14 protein-coding genes and 1 pseudogene are annotated in these 16,922 nt (G+C 46.7%); 12 read left to right on the top strand and 3 right to left on the bottom strand.

What is annotated here, in order from left to right:
* Nucleotides 1-50 precede the first annotated feature (50 nt).
* Entirely contained in the window at nt 51-887 is an 837-nt protein-coding gene (locus EKM92_RS05370; RefSeq protein ID WP_125708666.1) for a MurR/RpiR family transcriptional regulator, read from the bottom strand.
* A 126-nt stretch (nt 888-1,013) separates the two neighbouring features.
* On the opposite strand from EKM92_RS05370, the gene gnd reads away from it, so the two are divergent.
* The 6 genes from gnd to EKM92_RS05340 all read left to right on the top strand — a co-directional run bounded on the left by gnd (nt 1,014) and on the right by EKM92_RS05340 (nt 6,794).
* Nucleotides 1,014-1,916, top strand: coding sequence for a phosphogluconate dehydrogenase (NAD(+)-dependent, decarboxylating) (gnd, locus tag EKM92_RS05365; protein ID WP_125708664.1), 903 nt, complete (start codon nt 1,014-1,016; stop codon nt 1,914-1,916).
* Between the two features lie 83 nt (nt 1,917-1,999).
* The gene (locus tag EKM92_RS05360; protein WP_125708662.1) at nt 2,000-3,475 is read left to right on the top strand and encodes a gluconokinase; all 1,476 of its coding nucleotides are present in this window, start codon (nt 2,000-2,002) and stop codon (nt 3,473-3,475) included.
* 64 nt (nt 3,476-3,539) lie between these two features.
* Nucleotides 3,540-3,881: a hypothetical protein gene (locus EKM92_RS05355; RefSeq protein ID WP_125708660.1), complete on the top strand. Its 342-nt coding sequence runs from the start codon at nt 3,540-3,542 to the stop codon at nt 3,879-3,881.
* Between the two features lie 72 nt (nt 3,882-3,953).
* Nucleotides 3,954-5,186, top strand: coding sequence for a hypothetical protein (locus EKM92_RS05350; RefSeq protein WP_125708658.1), 1,233 nt, complete (start codon nt 3,954-3,956; stop codon nt 5,184-5,186).
* A gap of 115 nt (nt 5,187-5,301) precedes the next feature.
* Entirely contained in the window at nt 5,302-6,000 is a 699-nt protein-coding gene (locus EKM92_RS05345; RefSeq protein WP_125708656.1) for a metal ABC transporter ATP-binding protein, read from the top strand.
* The gene (locus tag EKM92_RS05340) at nt 6,000-6,794 is read left to right on the top strand and encodes a metal ABC transporter permease (RefSeq protein WP_125708654.1); all 795 of its coding nucleotides are present in this window, start codon (nt 6,000-6,002) and stop codon (nt 6,792-6,794) included. The genes EKM92_RS05345 and EKM92_RS05340 overlap by 1 nt, the downstream gene beginning before the upstream one ends.
* A 40-nt stretch (nt 6,795-6,834) precedes the next feature.
* Here EKM92_RS05340 and EKM92_RS05335 read toward each other — a convergent pair whose 3' ends face one another.
* Nucleotides 6,835-7,704, bottom strand: a complete 870-nt coding sequence (locus EKM92_RS05335; RefSeq protein WP_125708652.1) for an NAD(P)-dependent oxidoreductase — start codon at nt 7,702-7,704, stop codon at nt 6,835-6,837.
* Between the two features lie 4 nt (nt 7,705-7,708).
* Nucleotides 7,709-9,508, bottom strand: a complete 1,800-nt coding sequence (gene pepF / locus EKM92_RS05330) for an oligoendopeptidase F (protein WP_125708650.1) — start codon at nt 9,506-9,508, stop codon at nt 7,709-7,711.
* Nucleotides 9,509-9,640: 132 nt separating this feature from the next.
* Between pepF and EKM92_RS05325 the strand changes: the two are divergent.
* The 6 genes and pseudogenes from EKM92_RS05325 to EKM92_RS05300 all read left to right on the top strand — a co-directional run.
* Nucleotides 9,641-10,714: pseudogene (locus tag EKM92_RS05325) on the top strand (LCP family protein); the annotation flags it as partial.
* Nucleotides 10,715-11,187: 473 nt separating this feature from the next.
* Entirely contained in the window at nt 11,188-12,402 is a 1,215-nt protein-coding gene (locus EKM92_RS05320) for an MFS transporter (protein WP_125708646.1), read from the top strand.
* Between the two features lie 223 nt (nt 12,403-12,625).
* Nucleotides 12,626-13,939, top strand: coding sequence for an NCS2 family permease (locus tag EKM92_RS05315; protein WP_125708644.1), 1,314 nt, complete (start codon nt 12,626-12,628; stop codon nt 13,937-13,939).
* 87 nt (nt 13,940-14,026) lie between these two features.
* Nucleotides 14,027-14,998, top strand: a complete 972-nt coding sequence (locus EKM92_RS05310) for a helix-turn-helix transcriptional regulator (RefSeq protein ID WP_125708642.1) — start codon at nt 14,027-14,029, stop codon at nt 14,996-14,998.
* Nucleotides 14,999-15,219: 221 nt separating this feature from the next.
* Nucleotides 15,220-16,242 (top strand): GIY-YIG nuclease family protein, encoded by a 1,023-nt coding sequence (locus EKM92_RS05305; protein WP_164509905.1) that lies wholly within the window; start codon nt 15,220-15,222, stop codon nt 16,240-16,242.
* Between the two features lie 20 nt (nt 16,243-16,262).
* The gene (locus EKM92_RS05300) at nt 16,263-16,922 is read left to right on the top strand and encodes a hypothetical protein (protein WP_125708638.1); all 660 of its coding nucleotides are present in this window, start codon (nt 16,263-16,265) and stop codon (nt 16,920-16,922) included.

Below are 16,922 nucleotides of genomic sequence, written 5' to 3'. Positions count from 1 at the left end.
ACCTGACGTTTTGGTTGGTCTTTTTGTTGATGAATAATGGTTAACATCAATTAAAGTCGAGTTTTTTCGATTGCTTGGCGAATATCTGCTAATACCGCTGTTGAACCTTCATCCATTGAAACAGCGCACAACATAAACAGGGTATCCATCAACGACATTTGAGCGATCAATGCATGTAAGGCTTCAACCCGATACTGCGTTTCTTCAGCAATAGCAACAAATACCACATCTGCAAGCTTAGCAACAGGTGATTTAGCCGCCCCAGTGATGACGATCAATGGGACTTCATGATCATGGGCGACTTGTGCTAACGCCAACGCATCGCGGTCACTACCGGTGTGCGAGATCACAATGGCACAATCTGTCGGTTTCAAGCGGGTGACGGCCATCAGTTGCATGTGAAAGTCACTTGCATATGTCGCGTTGATCGGTGTGCGCAAGAATTTGTGATAGCCATCTAACGCGACTAAATTACTAGCACCTAAGCCAAATAATCCCACAGTCCCGGCGTGCGTCAACAAATCAACGGCTTGCGTCAAGGCGTTAGCATCGAGATTAGCGCTGGTGGCATTTAATGCGTCGACGTTTGCAGCAAAGACTTTATCTGCCATGGTGATCAACGAATCAGTGGGTTGAATTTCTTCAAATAGCTGATGTTTGGCTTGCGGTTGCGCCAGCGCTAAACGCAAGGCTTGGAAGTTAGCATAGCCGAGATTTTTGGCAAAACGTGATACTGTGGCAGTTGAAACACCAGCATTTTGACTTAAAGTTGAAATCGACCAAGTGCTGGCGTCGAGTTGATGTGCCAATAAATAATCTCCTAATGCCTGTTCTTTGGCACTGAGCGCGTGTTGATTGGTTTGGAGTTGTAAGGCGAAATTTTGCATGTCCATATCCTCTGTGGCTAGTATATCATGGTTCAATGAGAAAAAGATTTACGCAATTATAATTTGAATTCTGTAAATAATTTTCATATACTAGAGACAAATAAGTGTCCACAAAGGAGAACTATCTTGAAAATCGGCATGATCGGTTTAGGTAAAATGGGAATGAACTTGGTGCGCAACATGCGCGATCACGATATCGATGTCGTGGCCACTGATTTAAGTGCCCAAGCCCGTGCAGAAGTCCAAACGACTGGCGCGCAAGCAGCTGACAATGTCGTTGAATTAGTGCAAGCATTGCCAACCCCTAAAATTGTTTGGGTGATGGTACCTGCAGGCGACCCAACGCAGGCGTGCATCGATCAATTGGCGAATGTGTTAGAAGCTGGCGACATTGTGATCGACGGCGGGAACTCCTATTATCAAGATTCACTGCGCCACAATGATCAACTGGCAGAACTCGGTATTAAGTTCTTTGATGCTGGGACGTCAGGTGGTATGGAAGGCGCTCGTCACGACGGGAACTTCATGGTCGGCGGCGACGCGAAGACTTGGCCTGTGATCGAACCATTATTCAAAGCTATCGCCCAAGAAGATGGCTACTTGTACACTGGTGCTGCTGGTTCTGGTCACTACTTGAAAATGGTGCACAACGGCATCGAATATGGCATGATGCAAGCCATCGGTGAAGGCTTTGACGTTTTGTCGAAATCTGAATTTGATTATGATAACGAAGCCGTTGCGAAGTTGTGGGATCACGGTTCTGTGATTCGCGGCTGGCTGATGAGCTTAGCCCAATCTGCCTTTAGTGACGATCCTAAGCTTGATGAAATCAAAGGTGTAATGCACTCCAGCGGTGAAGGTGCTTGGACCGTTGAAGAAGGCATTCGCTTGCATGTCCCAACGCCTGTGATCTCCAGTGCGTTGATGATGCGTTACCGTTCTGAAGAAGATGACACGATGACTGGGAAAGTGGTTGCCGCTTTACGCAATCAATTCGGCGGTCATGTGGTCGATAAAGCGACGAAGTAAATTTATGAGAACCGAGCCAATGCTGGCTCGGTTTTTTCGTTGGTGTATCATAGTTAGTGAAAATAATCTTTGGAGGGTCAGTTATGGCAATCGTCATCGGCGTCGACATCGGCACCACCAGCACCAAAGTAGTCGCTTTTGATCAAAACGGCCAAGTCATGGCGTCAGCAAATCATGGTTATCCCTTGATTCAAACACAATCGGACATGGCTGAAGAAGATCCAGATGCCATTTTTGAAGCGGTGTGCGTCGGGATCCATGAAATAGCCAACCAAATTGATGTCAGTGATTTGCGCGGCGTCAGCTTTTCTGCAGCGATGCATAGTGTGATCGTGATGGATGAACATGATCATCCTTTGACAAACGTGTTGACTTGGGCAGATAATCGCGGCGCCAAGTTTGCTGAACGATTACGTGATACGCCACAAGCAAAAGCGATTTTTGCGCATACTGGGGTGCCGATCCATCCGATGAGTCCATTGATCAAGTTGATGTGGTTGAATCACGCCATGCCTGGGATCATGAATCAAGCGGCGCACATCATCGGGATCAAAGATTATGTGTGGTTTCGTTTATTTGGCGAGTATGTGCAAGATTACTCGCTAGCCAATGCCACCGGCCTTTTTGATTTACAAACTCAAGATTGGTTCCCACAATCATTAGCACTAGCAGGAATTTCAACGTCACAATTACCACGGTTGGTGCCACCAACATATCAGCAAACAACTTGGCAAGTCGATTTGGGATTGCCAGTTGAAACGCCGGCGTTTATCGGCGCTTCAGATGGGGTGTTGAGCAACCTTGGTGTCGCTGCGCAAAAACCTGGGACGGTGGCGTTGACCATCGGAACCAGTGCCGCGATTCGCACCGTCGTTAACAAGCCTGTGGTTGAACCTGATGGGTGCTTATTTACTTATTACTTAGCACCTGGTCGTTATGTTGTCGGCGGACCAGTGAATAATGGTGGCGTTGTGTGGCAGTGGGCGCAAAAAACTTTTCTGCCAACAGGCGACTTACCTGCACTTGAACAGTTGATCACACCGATCAAAGCAGGCGCTGACGGATTATTGTTTTTACCTTACCTCGGCGGCGAACGGGCGCCGTTGTGGGATGCCGATGCGCGCGGTAGTTTTATCGGATTGACTAAGCAAACCACGCAAGCGACGATGGCGCGCGCTGTGATTGAAGGCTTGTGTTTCAATTTAAAAGCCGTGCTTGAAATGGTCAGTGCTGTGGCAGGTCAGCCAACAGTGATTCATGCAACAGGTGGATTTGCCCGCAGTGCCTTATGGAAGCAAATGCTTTGTGACATTTTAAATGTGCCGATCACATTGCCTGATAGTTTCGAAAGTTCTGCTTTCGGGGCGGCGGTGATCGCCATGCAAGCGCTAGGGGTGATCGACTCACTAGATGATGTTGAAGCGATGGTGGGGCGGACAACTACCTTGACGCCAGGTCCGAATTCCCCGGTTTATCAACGTTTATGGTCGATTTGGCAACAAATGAATCAACATTTATCTGGGTCTTATCAGGCGTTAGCGGATTTTCAACGTCAGTAAGCATTGCGTCGTTTGCTATCATAGCGTAAAGTAGTTTATAACAAAACGTAAGTAGAGGTAAATCATGTACGAAGCAACGAAACGCCACCATGTCTCCGAAAAAGTCGCTGCAACCTTTCCAACTGAAGTGACGGATCAATTATTTAGCGTTATTAACTTAATGAACAAAGCCGATCAATTGGTCACAGCGCCTGTCGCGATCGCATTTTCTGATGACTACGATGATGATGAAATGTACGCCTTGTTGATCCAAGGTAACTTGGCGCCTGCCCAAGAATTCCCGCTGAGTTATTCTGGTGATAAGTCCGCGTTCTTAGGCCATGGCTACATTTTGATCGTCAAAGACAACCCGAAGGCGATTTACATCGACTTTTCCAAGGCCAACGACTTATCCGATCTTAAATAAACGTCAAAACGATCTGTGAAGGTCGTTTTTTTGTGCCTCGATTTGATAAACTGGTCAAAACGGAGGATCACGATGATTATTTTAATTGTGACTGGGCTTTTAGTGATTGCCGCCGGCGTTTGCTTGGCGATGTTGCAATATCTGCAAGTCCAAATCGTCGACTTACAGCTGACAACACACAAATTAATGTTTCCCGCGCAAATCAAAGCAGCACGGCGCGCATATTTGCGTGGTTTATTGCGTGAAGCGTATCAGCAAAAACTCAAACGGAATTGGGCAATCGGATTGAGTATTTTCGCGGTGATCGTAGCCGTGATCGCCCTTAACTTCCAATTTAATGTCAGTGTCGTTACTACTGGACTGGATCGACCAGCATTTGATCAGTCGATCGTGGCGTTGATGCGTAACCTTGCGATCAGTGTTTCAGGATTAGCCGTGATCACCGCGACGTTGTTGGCTTTATCAGTGGCCAGTTGGCAGATGCAAACACAAAGCCTGGCCAATCAAGATCACGATGAGAATGATTTGTACTTTACCCCGTCAGCCATTTTGTCCAAACAATTGTTGTGGCGACGAGAATTAGGCTTAAGTATCAGTGCGATCGCGGTGTTGTTCATGCTCAGCGGTTGGGCAGGGTGGTTGCCGTCGCCGGTTATTTCAGCAACTATGCGACCGGCAACGCAGTCATCGAGTAGTAGTCAAGCATCTAGTGTCACCGAAGAAACATCTGAAGCGAGTTCGTCAGCAAGTAGTCACACGACAACCAATAGTTCCTCATGGCAACGCACTGACCCTAACACCCAATATCCTATCGATGCCATGAAAGAAGCCAAATATGCGTCTGCAAGCGACGTGAATGCCTTGACGGAATCAGACTTGGCGAGTTTGTATTTCTTGGAGTATTGGGCGTTAAATGGTATTCAAGATAGCGAAGCTGCCGGGTATGCGCAAGCTGGTGGCTACTCTTATCAAGTGGTCAAAGATGACAAAAACGTGTTGACTTCAGGCGATACCATCATGGTATTCAATGAATCGTCAGCGACGAAAGGCCAGATCCATTTATTTTACGCGATCCGTAATGGCGACCAAGTCGAATTTTACAATATGTACAATAGTGGGTTAGTGATCACCAGCTTTGCCAGTCAATTTGGCATCAATACCGTCAACGGTCATGCGGCTGCCGGCACAGCAGGCATTCGCGATTCGCAAGAACCGATTGCACAGCTTGTGACGGCGTTTAAATCAGATGACGCCTTTAAGATGACGAAATCTGGGTTGACGCGTGGGGCGGATTTAACTTATTAACGTAAAAAGTCGCCGCGATTGGCGACTTTTTTGGTGTCAGGGGTGGTCAGCTGGCGAGTTTTCGTGTAAACTTGTTATTCGTAATCGTTACTATTTTCTTTTTAAGGAGATCCAGATGACTGACTTGCTGTCGGTAGATCACCTAAGCTTCGGCTTTCATGACCGCCAACTTTATCAAGATTTGACCTTCAGTTTAAAACAAGGCTCAATGACCAGCTTGATCGGCGCAAACGGCGTTGGTAAAACCACGTTGATCCGCTTGTTGATGGGACAACTGCATCCACAAAGCGGGTCGATCAACTTTATGTCTGACATGAAGTTAGGTTACGTCCCACAATTTCGCAATATTGATCCAGAATACCCGTTATCGATCAAAAGTTTTGTCCAACTCAATCAATTAAGCCATCCATTTCCTTGGCACACTAAAAAAGAGCGTCAGCAAGTGGCCGCGGCATTAGCGAAAACTCACTTAACTGCGCGTCAAGATCAATTGTTGGGACGGGCTTCTGGTGGTGAAAAGCAAAAAGCTTATCTGGCTCAGGCGTTGTTGACGGAGCCGAACTTTTTGATTTTGGATGAAGCCACTGCTAGCCTTGACGTCAACACTAAAGTTGAATTAATGACGTTAGTCCAAGAACTTAATCAAACGTTGAATTTGACGGTATTGTTTGTGACACATGATTTGGCCTTGGCTAAAGAATACACAGATCAGTACTTGTTATTGACGCCAGGTCATTATGAAATGCGAGCGACGCGTGAAATGAATGAAGCAGCGATGCCGAAAGAATTGCAACCAGCACAGGAGGTGGAATAATGTTTACCTACGCCTTTATGCAAAATGCTTGGTTAGCAAGTACCTTTATTGCCATCACCTGTGGTTTGGTCGGCGTTTTTGTCACTGCACGCGGAATGAGCTTTTTGGCGCATACCTTATCAGAAGTCGGCTTTGCTGGCGCTGCGTTTGCGGTGTTTATGGGGATTCGGCCGTTAGATGGGATGCTATTGTTCACGATCATTTCCTCGATCACTGTCGGGAAGTTGTCTGTGCAACAATCGCGGCGAGAAGCGTCGATTTCAGCCGTTTCCAGTTTATTTGTCGGCTTAGGGATCTTGTTTTTGTCGTTATCTAGCGCGTCTGCCAGTTATGCCACGACGATTTTATTTGGGAGTATCATTGGGATCTCTCGCGGAGATGTGTGGCAACTGTTGGCGTTAGCGTTGGCGGTGTTGATCACTATGAGTGTTGGTTATCGCCGTTTGGCTTATGATTCTTTTGATGCCACTGGGGCGATCGCACAAGGTGTCCGCCGGAATTTGATCTCGATTTACTTTTTGTTGATCTTAGCGGTGTCAGTATCCATCGGGGCGCAAATCGTCGGCAGCTTATTGGTGTTCATTTTGTTGACGTTGCCACCAAGTATCGCCAAATACTTAGGCAAAACCCTTCCCCAAATGTTGCTGATCTCAGTCGCAGCGGCATTGATCGGGGTGTGGGCTGGGTTGGCATTAGGTTATTACACCAACTGGCCAGTGACATTTTTCATTGCGGCCATTGAATTTACCTTTTATTTTATCGCGCTAGGCATTCATCGCTGGCGTTTAGACTAAGCAAAAAAGCCATCGCAAAATGCGATGGCTTTTGTCGTGGTTATGACCAACTTGGATAGCTGGTGATCAACCCTTGAGTGCCGAGATCTCCTGAACCGGCATCGACTAACGCTTGATAAAGTTGTTTAGCTTGCTTCGTCGCCGGTAAGTCGATCCCCATGTGATCCGCTTCTGCTAAGGCGATGCGTAAGTCTTTGACAAAATGCTTAATGAAAAATCCTGGAGTATAGTCACCAGCTAAGATCCTAGGACCGTAGTTGCTCATGCTCCAGTTAGCACCAGCGCCGCCACCAACAGTATTGATCACTTGTTGCAGATCCAATCCTGCGGCTTTGGCGTAGACGAGCATTTCCGTCAATCCAGTCATCGTACCGGCGATCATGATTTGGTTGGCCATTTTAGCATGTTGGCCCATGCCTGCAGTCCCGAAATAATTCAGGGATTGGCTGAAGGTCTCAAAAATTGGTCGCAACGCGTCAAACGTGTCGTGATCACCGCCGATCATCACCGTCAAGGTCCCGTTTTTAGCCCCGATATCACCGCCTGATACTGGGGCGTCAAGGGTGTGAACGCCAAGCTTTTCAGCAGTAGCATTGATCTTCACCGCTAAACTCGGGGTGCTTGTGGTCATATCAACAAGGGACAGTCCAGTGTGTGCCCCAGCGAACAAACCGTCTGCATCGAAATAAATTGCTTCAACATCTTGGGGAAAGCCGACCATGGAGAATACGACATCAGTTAGTGTGGCGACGGCTTGAGGGGTGTCCGCCCAAGTCGCACCTAAGTCTAGAACGGTTTGCGCATGCGCTTTGGTGCGATTGAACACAGTGACAGGAAAACCCGCTTTTAACAAGTTGGTAATGATGCCAGTGCCCATCACCCCAGTGCCAACAAAACCGATTTTTTGCATTTGGTTATCCTTTCTGATCCAGTAAAGCTGTTAATTGGGCTAAACGTTGATCAAATACGGCAAAGGCTGATTCCAAGTAATCTGGTTTGGTCATGTCGACACCAGCAGCTTTCATGGTGTCTAGAGGCGTTTGGCTACTACCAGATTTCAAATAATTCAAGTAATGTGTCACTGCATCAGGCTTTTGCACTGTGATTCCTGAAGCGAGCGTCGAGGCGGCAGCGAAGCCAGTGGCATATTGATAAACATAATAATTGTAGTAAAAATGCGGGATCCGCGTCCATTCCAAAGCAATTTGAGGATCTTGCACCACACCTTGATAATAATGGGCGTTGAGTTTGGCGTATTGTTGACTTAACGCATCTGCAGTCAGCGGTTGGGCGGATTGATCTTGTTGATGCAGCCAATGTTCAAATTCCGCAAATTGGGTTTGGCGATACACTGTTCCTTTGAAGCCATCGAGGTAGTAGTTCAACACGTAAGCTTGAACGGCAGGATCTTTTTGAGTACGCAAGAGATAATCTGTCAGTAAATTCTCGTTAGTAGTTGATGCGATCTCCGCGACAAAAATTGAATACTCCCCGTAAACATAAGGCTGGTTGTGACGCGTATACCAAGAATGCACGGAATGGCCAGTTTCATGGACCAAGGTGAACAGTGCATCGATGGAATCTTGCCAATTCAACAAAATAAAGGGATCGGTATCGTAACTCCCACCAGAATAGGCACCGGAACGTTTGTTTTGATTTTCCACCACGTCGATCATACGATGATCAAAAATATCACGAACATGTGAAAGATAGTCTTCACCTAATGGCGCCAAAGCCTCAAGGGCAACCGCTTTGGCTTGATCGATCGTGTAGCTGACTGGTGGCTTCCCATTAAGTGGCGTGTATAAGTCGTACATGTGCAACTCATCAAGGCCTAAACGTTGTTGACGGAAGGCCAAGTAGCGTTGCAAACTTGGTAAATGCGCATTGACGGTATCAACTAAGGTATCATAAACGGTTTCGGGAATTTGGTTTTCCGCCATCGCCGCCGCCCGCGCACTGGCATAATGATGGACCTTCGCATCAAAAGTATGCTTTTTGATTTCACCGGCAAGGGTTTGGGCAAAGGTGTGTTGGAACTTGTTGTAAGTGGCATATAGTGATTCAAAAGCCGCTTGGCGGACAGAGCGTTTGGTGCTTTTGATCAACTCACCATAAGTGCCGTGAGACAATTGAACGGCGTTACCTTGTTCGTCGAGGATCTCACCGAATTTCAAGTCAGCGTTGTTCAACACATTAAAAGTCGCACTTGAGGCATTCAACGCATCGCCGGCTGCGGCAATCAACGCTTCTTGGTCAGCAGATAGCACGTGTTCTCGTTCAGCGACTAAGTTTTCGATGAAGTGTTGGTAAAGCTTCAACTCAGGGGTCTGCAACCATGCGGCTAAGGTATCAGGGGCGATGGCGAGGATCTCTGGTTGCATGAATGCGGTTTGTGATGAAATTTGAGTCCACAAGCTTTGCGCTTGGGCACTGAAGCCAAGGTATTTGGCATTGGCAGTATCTTGATCGCTTTTAAGGCTGGCGTAAACGTATACTTTTTCAATTTGACGATAGGCATTGAGGATCGCCGCTAAGCCTGCTGCTAAATCATTAGCAGAATTTCCCAACTGTCCTTGCCAAGCAGCTGCTTGCGTTCCGGCGTCAGCGGCTTGTTGGTAGGCTTTTTGCCAATCACCATCATTTTTGAAAATGGTGGTCAGATCCCAAGTCAATTCTGGGTCAACATTATTACGATTCGGTAACATAGACATCAAAATCACTTCCGTTTCTCAACTTTTTATTAACATTATTATAACACGTATGATTTTATGCAAATCGCGTGCGTTCGTTACGCTTTGCGAGTAAACTATTGTGAGATGAGTGTAAAAAATAGGAGTTAGCATATGGAAGAAGAAACCCCTCGGCGTACTCGCAAGCATAAGAGTTCTCGCCGCAGCATCGGCCACTATATTGTGATGATCTTGTTGACCTTAGTGGTATTAGTCGCTGGGTACGCAGTTCGCCTTTATAGCCAAACTAAAACTGCAGTAGATAAAACATACGATCCTGTTTCCACAAAAGCAGCGGTGAAGTCTAATATTTCCGGAACCAAACCGATCAGCATTTTGCTGATGGGGACGGACACCGGTGAATTTGGGCGCCAATATACTGGTAATACGGATACGATGATCGTGGTGACGATCAATCCGAAAACCAAGAAAACGACTATGACGTCGATTCCTCGTGACACCTTAGCAGAAATCGTTGATGGCAATGGCGCGCAAGCCCAAAAAATCAACGCTGCCTACAATGCTAATGGGAATGAAGCCGCGATGAAGACAGTGGAGAAGTTGTTGAACATTCCGATCAACTACTACGTCACCGTCAACATGGCTGGCCTTGAAAAAATCGTCGATGCCGTGGGGGGCATTGACGTCAACGTCGCGTTTACTTGGCGCGATGCTTATGTCGGTAATTATACCTTCACCAAAGGCCCAATGCATTTAAACGGCGCGCAAGCCTTGGCCTACGCGCGGATGCGGCATTCTGATCCGCAAGGCGATTATGGTCGGCAACAGCGGCAACGCGAAGTGATCACTCAAATTGTGAAGACTGCGTTGTCTGCGAAGTCCTTAAGTAATTATTCCACGTTGATGGACAGTTTGTCGAATTCTATGCGTACCAGCTTGAAGTTCGATGACATGGTCGCCATCGGTGAAAAATACGCGGCCTGCATCAAAAATGTTTCCCAAACCACAGTTGAAGGTTTAGGGGTTTACATCAACGAGTCTTCTTATCAAGTTCCAACCACTGCAGAATTGCAGAAAGTTTCTGACAATATCCGCACGTCTCTAGGCTTGCAAAAAGAAACTTTGAATAACTACAACACTAAGCAAAATGCTTATAACACCGCCAACGGCTTTAACTGGGATGATGGCAACAACCCAGTTTACACGCTGTATTCAGACAGCGGCACCGCCGCATCGACTAGTACCTATAACGATGATGGCACTACTGTCACGACTGCCGGCGGCGATTCCAATGGATCGACATACGGCAACGGCTATTAATCAAAACAAGGGTTGAGACATCATTCGTCTCAACCTTTTTTGATGATGACGTTCGGCATCAATAGTGTTTCGTGCCGCTATCAGGCGACAGTGAGCTAGCTCCGTTGCGGAACTGAAATCATCTCTCGTGGCCGGCCGACTGCAGAGATCGGCAAAATGCGCCGATGCTCTTTCGTCTAAATTCAAAGCCGAAACCCGCGTCTTTGAATTTGCCTGAAATATAAGCTAAGCCAGAAACCCGCAGTCTTAGCTAATATTTCTGCCACGTTCGATGATTTCAGTTCCTCCACTACGCTAGCCCACTGCCTTGAATCCCTTGAGCGCCCAATCAAAGATTGCGTTATACTTGGCGATAAGTATTTTTTTGGAGGTTGGGTCACTTGCGAGAATTCATGGCACTGGATCGGAACTTGAAACTGCGGACGCTGACGGTGTTTTTGACCGCATTGTTAAACGCAGCGGTGCTACCGAATATGACGATTTACTATTCCCATTATTTCGGAGCGGCAGCAGCTGGGATCTTGTTGATCGTGGTGTCGATCGCCAGCTTCATTGCAGGACTATATGGTGGGCATTTATCAGATGCCCACGGTCGCAAGCCGATCATGTTAGCGGGTAGTGTCTTGTTGATCGTCGGGTATTTGATCGCCGCGTTAGTGAATTCCCCTTTGATGACCAACCCAGTGTTAGCTTTTGTCGGGTTTTTGTTGGCACGAGTTGGTGGGTCGTTATCCGACCCAGCAGAACAAGCGATGATGATCGATGCGTCGACCCCACAAAACCGGCGCTTTGTGTATGCGATGTTGTATTGGGTGATCAATATTTCAGTGATGTTAGGCGCTGCGATCGGCGGGTGGTTCTTCCGCGATTATTTGTTTGAATTGCTGTTAGCAATGGCTATCATTGCGGTGATCAATATCAACATCATTCGCTTTGGGATGCGTGAAACCTTCCAAAGTCAAAAAGCTGTGTCAGGTTCTGTGTGGCAGGCAGTTAAAGTTTATGGGCAAGTGTTTGCGGATAAACGTTATGTGTTGTTTTTAGGTGGGTCGTTGCTGGCAAGTATCGTCACTAACCAACCGAATTTCTATTTAGCAGTGCATTTAGGGCGTGATTTCAACGCGACGCATTTGTTTGGGATCGCGCTATATGGCCAGCGAATGTTGTCGATGGTCACGATTATTAACACGGTGATGATCATTATTTTAATGGCACTGTTCACCCGGTTAACCTCGAAATGGGCTTTAGGGGTCGCTTTTGCTGTTGGGGTAGGGCTACAAACGATCGGCTTTGCGATGAGTTTTGAAGTGAATACCTTTTGGCCATTAGCAATTGCCGCGGTGATTTTAACCATCGGGGAAATGATCTCAGTACCGTCTTCGCAAACTTTGCGGGCAGCTTTGATGGACGAGCAAAAAATTGGGGCGTATTCAGGTGGTTGGGCTGCTGTCAGTCCTTTGGCTTCAACGCTTTCCGGCGTTACCGTGAGTGTTTCACCGCTATTAGGCAATAGCGGGATGGCGGCATTGATGTTGGTGCTTGGGGCTTGCGGGATCGCCTTAGTCGCCAAATCTGCTCGTGGGGTACAAGCGTAAAGCGTTGGTCTGTAAGACTGACGCTTTTTTTCTGCCTTTATATTTCTGAAAACAAGCCGTTAGGTTTTTCCAACAATAATGTTCGGATTTTAATGGTGATAGATTTACCCTTTACCATTTTTGTTAATTAATGTATGATTATAGCCGTTGTTTCAGAAACAAAGTTCGTTTTTTTCTGCCAGCGTTCGGGGTTATGAGCGCTGAGAATCTGGAGGCATAGTTCATGCAAAAGAAGTTACTGGCCTATTTCCAAATTGAGGAATTAAACACGACCGTTCGCCGCGAATTATTGGCAGGGTTCACCACGTTTATTTCCATGGCCTATATTTTATTCGTTAATCCATCCGTACTGGGGGCTTCTGGGATGGATAAAGGGGCAGTGTTTACCGCGACTGCCTTAGCCTCAGCATTAGGGTGCATGTTGATGGGGATCTTAGCCAAGTATCCGATCGCCACGGCACCTGCGTTAGGCATCAACGCTTTCTTCGCTTATTCCGTTTGTATCGGGATGAAAATTCCTTGGCAAACTGCTTTAGCAGGTGTGTTTGTTGCCAGTTTGATCTTTATTGTGATCACCATTTTCAAATTGCGGGAAATGATCATCGATGCGATCCCGTCAGATTTGAAATATGCGATTTCCGGTGGGATCGGGTTGTTCATCGCCTTTCTTGGGTTGCAAGATGGCGGGTTGATCGTCGCTAACAAATCTACGTTAGTCGGCTTAGGTTCATTTTCTGTGGGGACCACGTGGTTGACGATTTTTGGTTTAGTAGTGACTGCGATTTTAATGGTACGCCGCGTCCCTGGTGGCATTTTCATTGGGATGGTGTTGACCACGATCTTAGGGTTGATCACTGGGTTGATCCATGCGCCTAGTGCTATTGTGTCTGCAGCACCGTCTTTGAAGCCAACGTTCTTAGTGGCCTTAAAACATATCGGCGATATCAACTCCGTGCAAATGTGGGTGGTTGTCTTAACCTTCTTGTTAGTGACTTTCTTTGATACTGCCGGCACTTTAGTCGGTTTGGCCACGCAAGCAGGCTTCATGAAAGACAACAAAATGCCGCGAGTCGGCAAAGCATTAGCATCAGATTCTACGGCGATGCTTGCTGGGTCGTTATTGGGGACTTCTCCAGTCGGTGCTTTCGTTGAATCTAGTGCTGGGATCGCAGTTGGCGGCCGTTCAGGGTTAACTGCCGTGACGACTGGTGTGTTCTTCTTGCTTGGGTTGTTCTTCTCCCCATTGTTGGCAGTGGTCACCACTCAAGTGACGGCACCTGCTTTAATCATTGTCGGGGTATTGATGGCTGCCAACTTGCGTAATATCAAGTGGGACGACTTGGCCATCGCCATTCCAAGTTTCTTGATCGTGTTAGGGATGCCACTGACTTACAGTATCTCTGATGGGATCGCGTTAGGCTTCATCATGTATCCGTTGACCATGATCGCCGCTAAGCGCGGTAAGGAAGTCAGTCCGATCATGTATGGGTTGTTCTTCGTGTTTATCGGGTTTATGTACATTTTAAATGTTGGGTGATCCTTACCGATGAAAAGTCAGATCAATTGTGGTCTGGCTTTTTGTTTAGGCATTGATTAAAATTACTATCAAAAGGGGGTGAGGTTCATGAACAGTAACGCACGCGTGACCAAACTGATGGCGGCATTGGTCAATGGCGAAGCCCTTGACACCGAATCAGTATGTATCGAATACGACATTAGCAAACGGACTTTTCAACGTGATTTGATGGTGATCAAAGATGCCCTTGGTGAACGTTTTGAAATCAAAGAACAAAACGGGGTTTGGAAGCTGACGACGATGAGTGGCGATCGCCGAGACATGGTGGTGGCGATTGCCCATATTTTGCTAGGCAGTCGCGGCTTAGCGTCTGTGGAGTTGAATGATTGTGTCAATTGGTTGCTGGCGCAACTTGGTGTCGAAGACTTTGAAGCGGCGCAAAAACAGTTACATTTGGCACGAGTAGATTATTTACCGATGACTGAAGCCAAACCTTTGTTGTCATCATTGCAACAAATTGAAGCCGCTATCGCCCAATCACAGTTGTTGACCTTTGATTACCGTGCGTCAACAGTTAGTCCGGCGACTGATCACGTGGTTCAGGTGCCTCAACGTGATCTGCTTAAAACCATCAAACAAGCGCAACCGGTCGCAGTGTTTTTTGAAGAACATTATTGGTATGCGGCGATGTATGTGCCTGAAGCAGAAGACTTTTGGTTGTATCGGGTCGATCGGATCCAAAGCATATTAGGTCGCGAACCTGGGGTAAATTTTGACTGTGCCCAACGCTTTTCGTTGCAAGATCATCGCCACCGGACTTATCTGTTGAGCTTTGGTGAATTTGGGTCGTTTACTTTTGAATATAGTGAATATCCCCCAACTGCGTTAGACAAATTTCCTCAATCCAAGATTATTCGCCACAATCCTGACGGTACCGTTGTGATCCAAGCCTATGCTTATTTATCAGGGGCAGCAATTTGGTTGATGGGTCAAGGCCCAGGGGTGAAAGTCCTAGAGCCACCGTCATTAGTGGCATTGATCAAACAAAAACATCAAGCAGCACTCGATCGCTATCAATAACGTCAAGTTGTCGGCAACGGCAACTTTTTTCATGCGAACAACCCCCAAAGCAATCATGAAGGCGCAACGACAGCTGAGAAATCGTAAGTCGACAATGACAGACCAAAAAGCACGCAAACATTTTACGAATGTTGAATGCTTTTTTTGTTTGTAACGACATATTGTGTCATTTCGATTCGATACAATGGCCTCAAAATCCTAGATATTTGGAGGCAAAACGTATGATGACCGAATTGTTGATCAAGTCAGGCATCGTGATCGTCGGCTTGTATTTGTTGTGGCTGTTAGCAAGTACCTTTTTGAATCATCCGTTCATCCCTTGGGCTTTGGTTGGCTATTTTGCAGTTAAATGGTTTTGGCATCGCCCTTGGCAGTATCAAGGTCCGATCATTTCCAAATACCCATATTTGATTGCCGCTATTGTTGCCTATTATTTATGGCGTCGTTGGCAACAACGTCGTGCGATCAAAGCAGGACGTCTGGCGTCACGTGAGGCAAGCTTGCAAGATCTCCATTATTTCGTTCCTGAATTTTGGTTTCTGGGTTATTTGAATGAACACCCTGAGGCAAACAATGAACGTGGGCCTTTCGTGTTGCACATCACGACTAATGGGTCCAAAACTGGTGGCGTTGATATGGTTTATAGCGCGCGTCGTTGTCAACAATTAGTCATTCAGTTGGCTGCGGAACGTCAGCGATTAGCCCAAGCGTTGAAATCAGATGCCCGCAAACAACCAGAACTATTGACGAATCGTGATTTGAAGATGGTACCTGGGACGAATGCTGGCAAGTATCCTTTCTATTTAAAAACTATCTTGAAAGATTCAGACGGTAAATCACAAATCGGAATGGCCAATGAATCTGCATTGGATTTTGATACCACGCGCAAGCAGCAGTATTACCGCTATGTGTTGCGTCTAGAAGATGGCATGTTGTATGTCGGGATCACCAATAATCCCACGCGGCGCTTTAAAGAACATTCTGGCGATCATGGGTCGACGATGACGCATGAACATGGGGTGATGGGGTTAGTGTCACTGGAAGCGATCGGTGAAATGACTTATACCGAAGCCGAAAAAGCAGAAGATCTTGAAACGTTAAGATTGATGCGTAAATGGTCACCTTCGTGGGTCAGAGGCGGTCATTGGGCGATGGATAGCTTCACAGCAGTTGCGCATCGACTAGGTGAACAACGCCGCGCCATCAAGCTGATGTATCACTATCGGTTGAATCAATTGCTTTAATGATAAGGGAGGATCATGTGATGTCAGAAAAACCACATTTTGGGGTGCAAAAAAAAGCAACGCCAGTGACACCAGCACCAACCGCACAAAATTCTGAAACACAACCAGCGGGATCAAAGCCTGAAGCTGAGGCGTCACCAAGCTTTGGCGCACATTCAGAGACCTCATCGTCGCCGGTGACACCAGAAACGAATCAAGCTGAGGCGGTGACCACTGATGCCCAAACCACTAGCCAACCAACAGAGTTCATTGTAGGGGCCCAAGACGATCAGCAACCTTTGCCAAATGCCAATTCAAATGCGGTGTTAATGGATATGCTTAAGCAAAAACCGCTAACCTTTTGGACCAAAGCAATCGTCGTTTCAATTTTAGGTTATGTGGTCAGCACTGGACAATTGAGTATCGGACTTAATTCTTCATTTTTAGCGCTATTTAATTTGATCTTGTGGCCATTTGTATCGGTGATCTTAGATGAATTGTCTGATCAGTTGAATCTGGGATCATCAAAGTTGACTTATGTATTATTTGGCACAACCCATCAATTGACTTCAGGTTTGGGAAATATTGCAGTTACCGCCATGTTGTTGGTGGCAAGATTTGTGGCCTTTATGATCGAGTGGTCGATGAGCTTGGTGATCGGCGCCATTGGTTACCTGGTTTTGAAAACGAAAGCAAAGTAG

This window comes from Lacticaseibacillus porcinae (assembly GCF_003946305.1).
Classification (GTDB): Bacteria; Bacillota; Bacilli; order Lactobacillales; family Lactobacillaceae; genus Lacticaseibacillus; species Lacticaseibacillus porcinae.
This window is presented reverse-complemented; position numbering and strand designations above follow the sequence as displayed.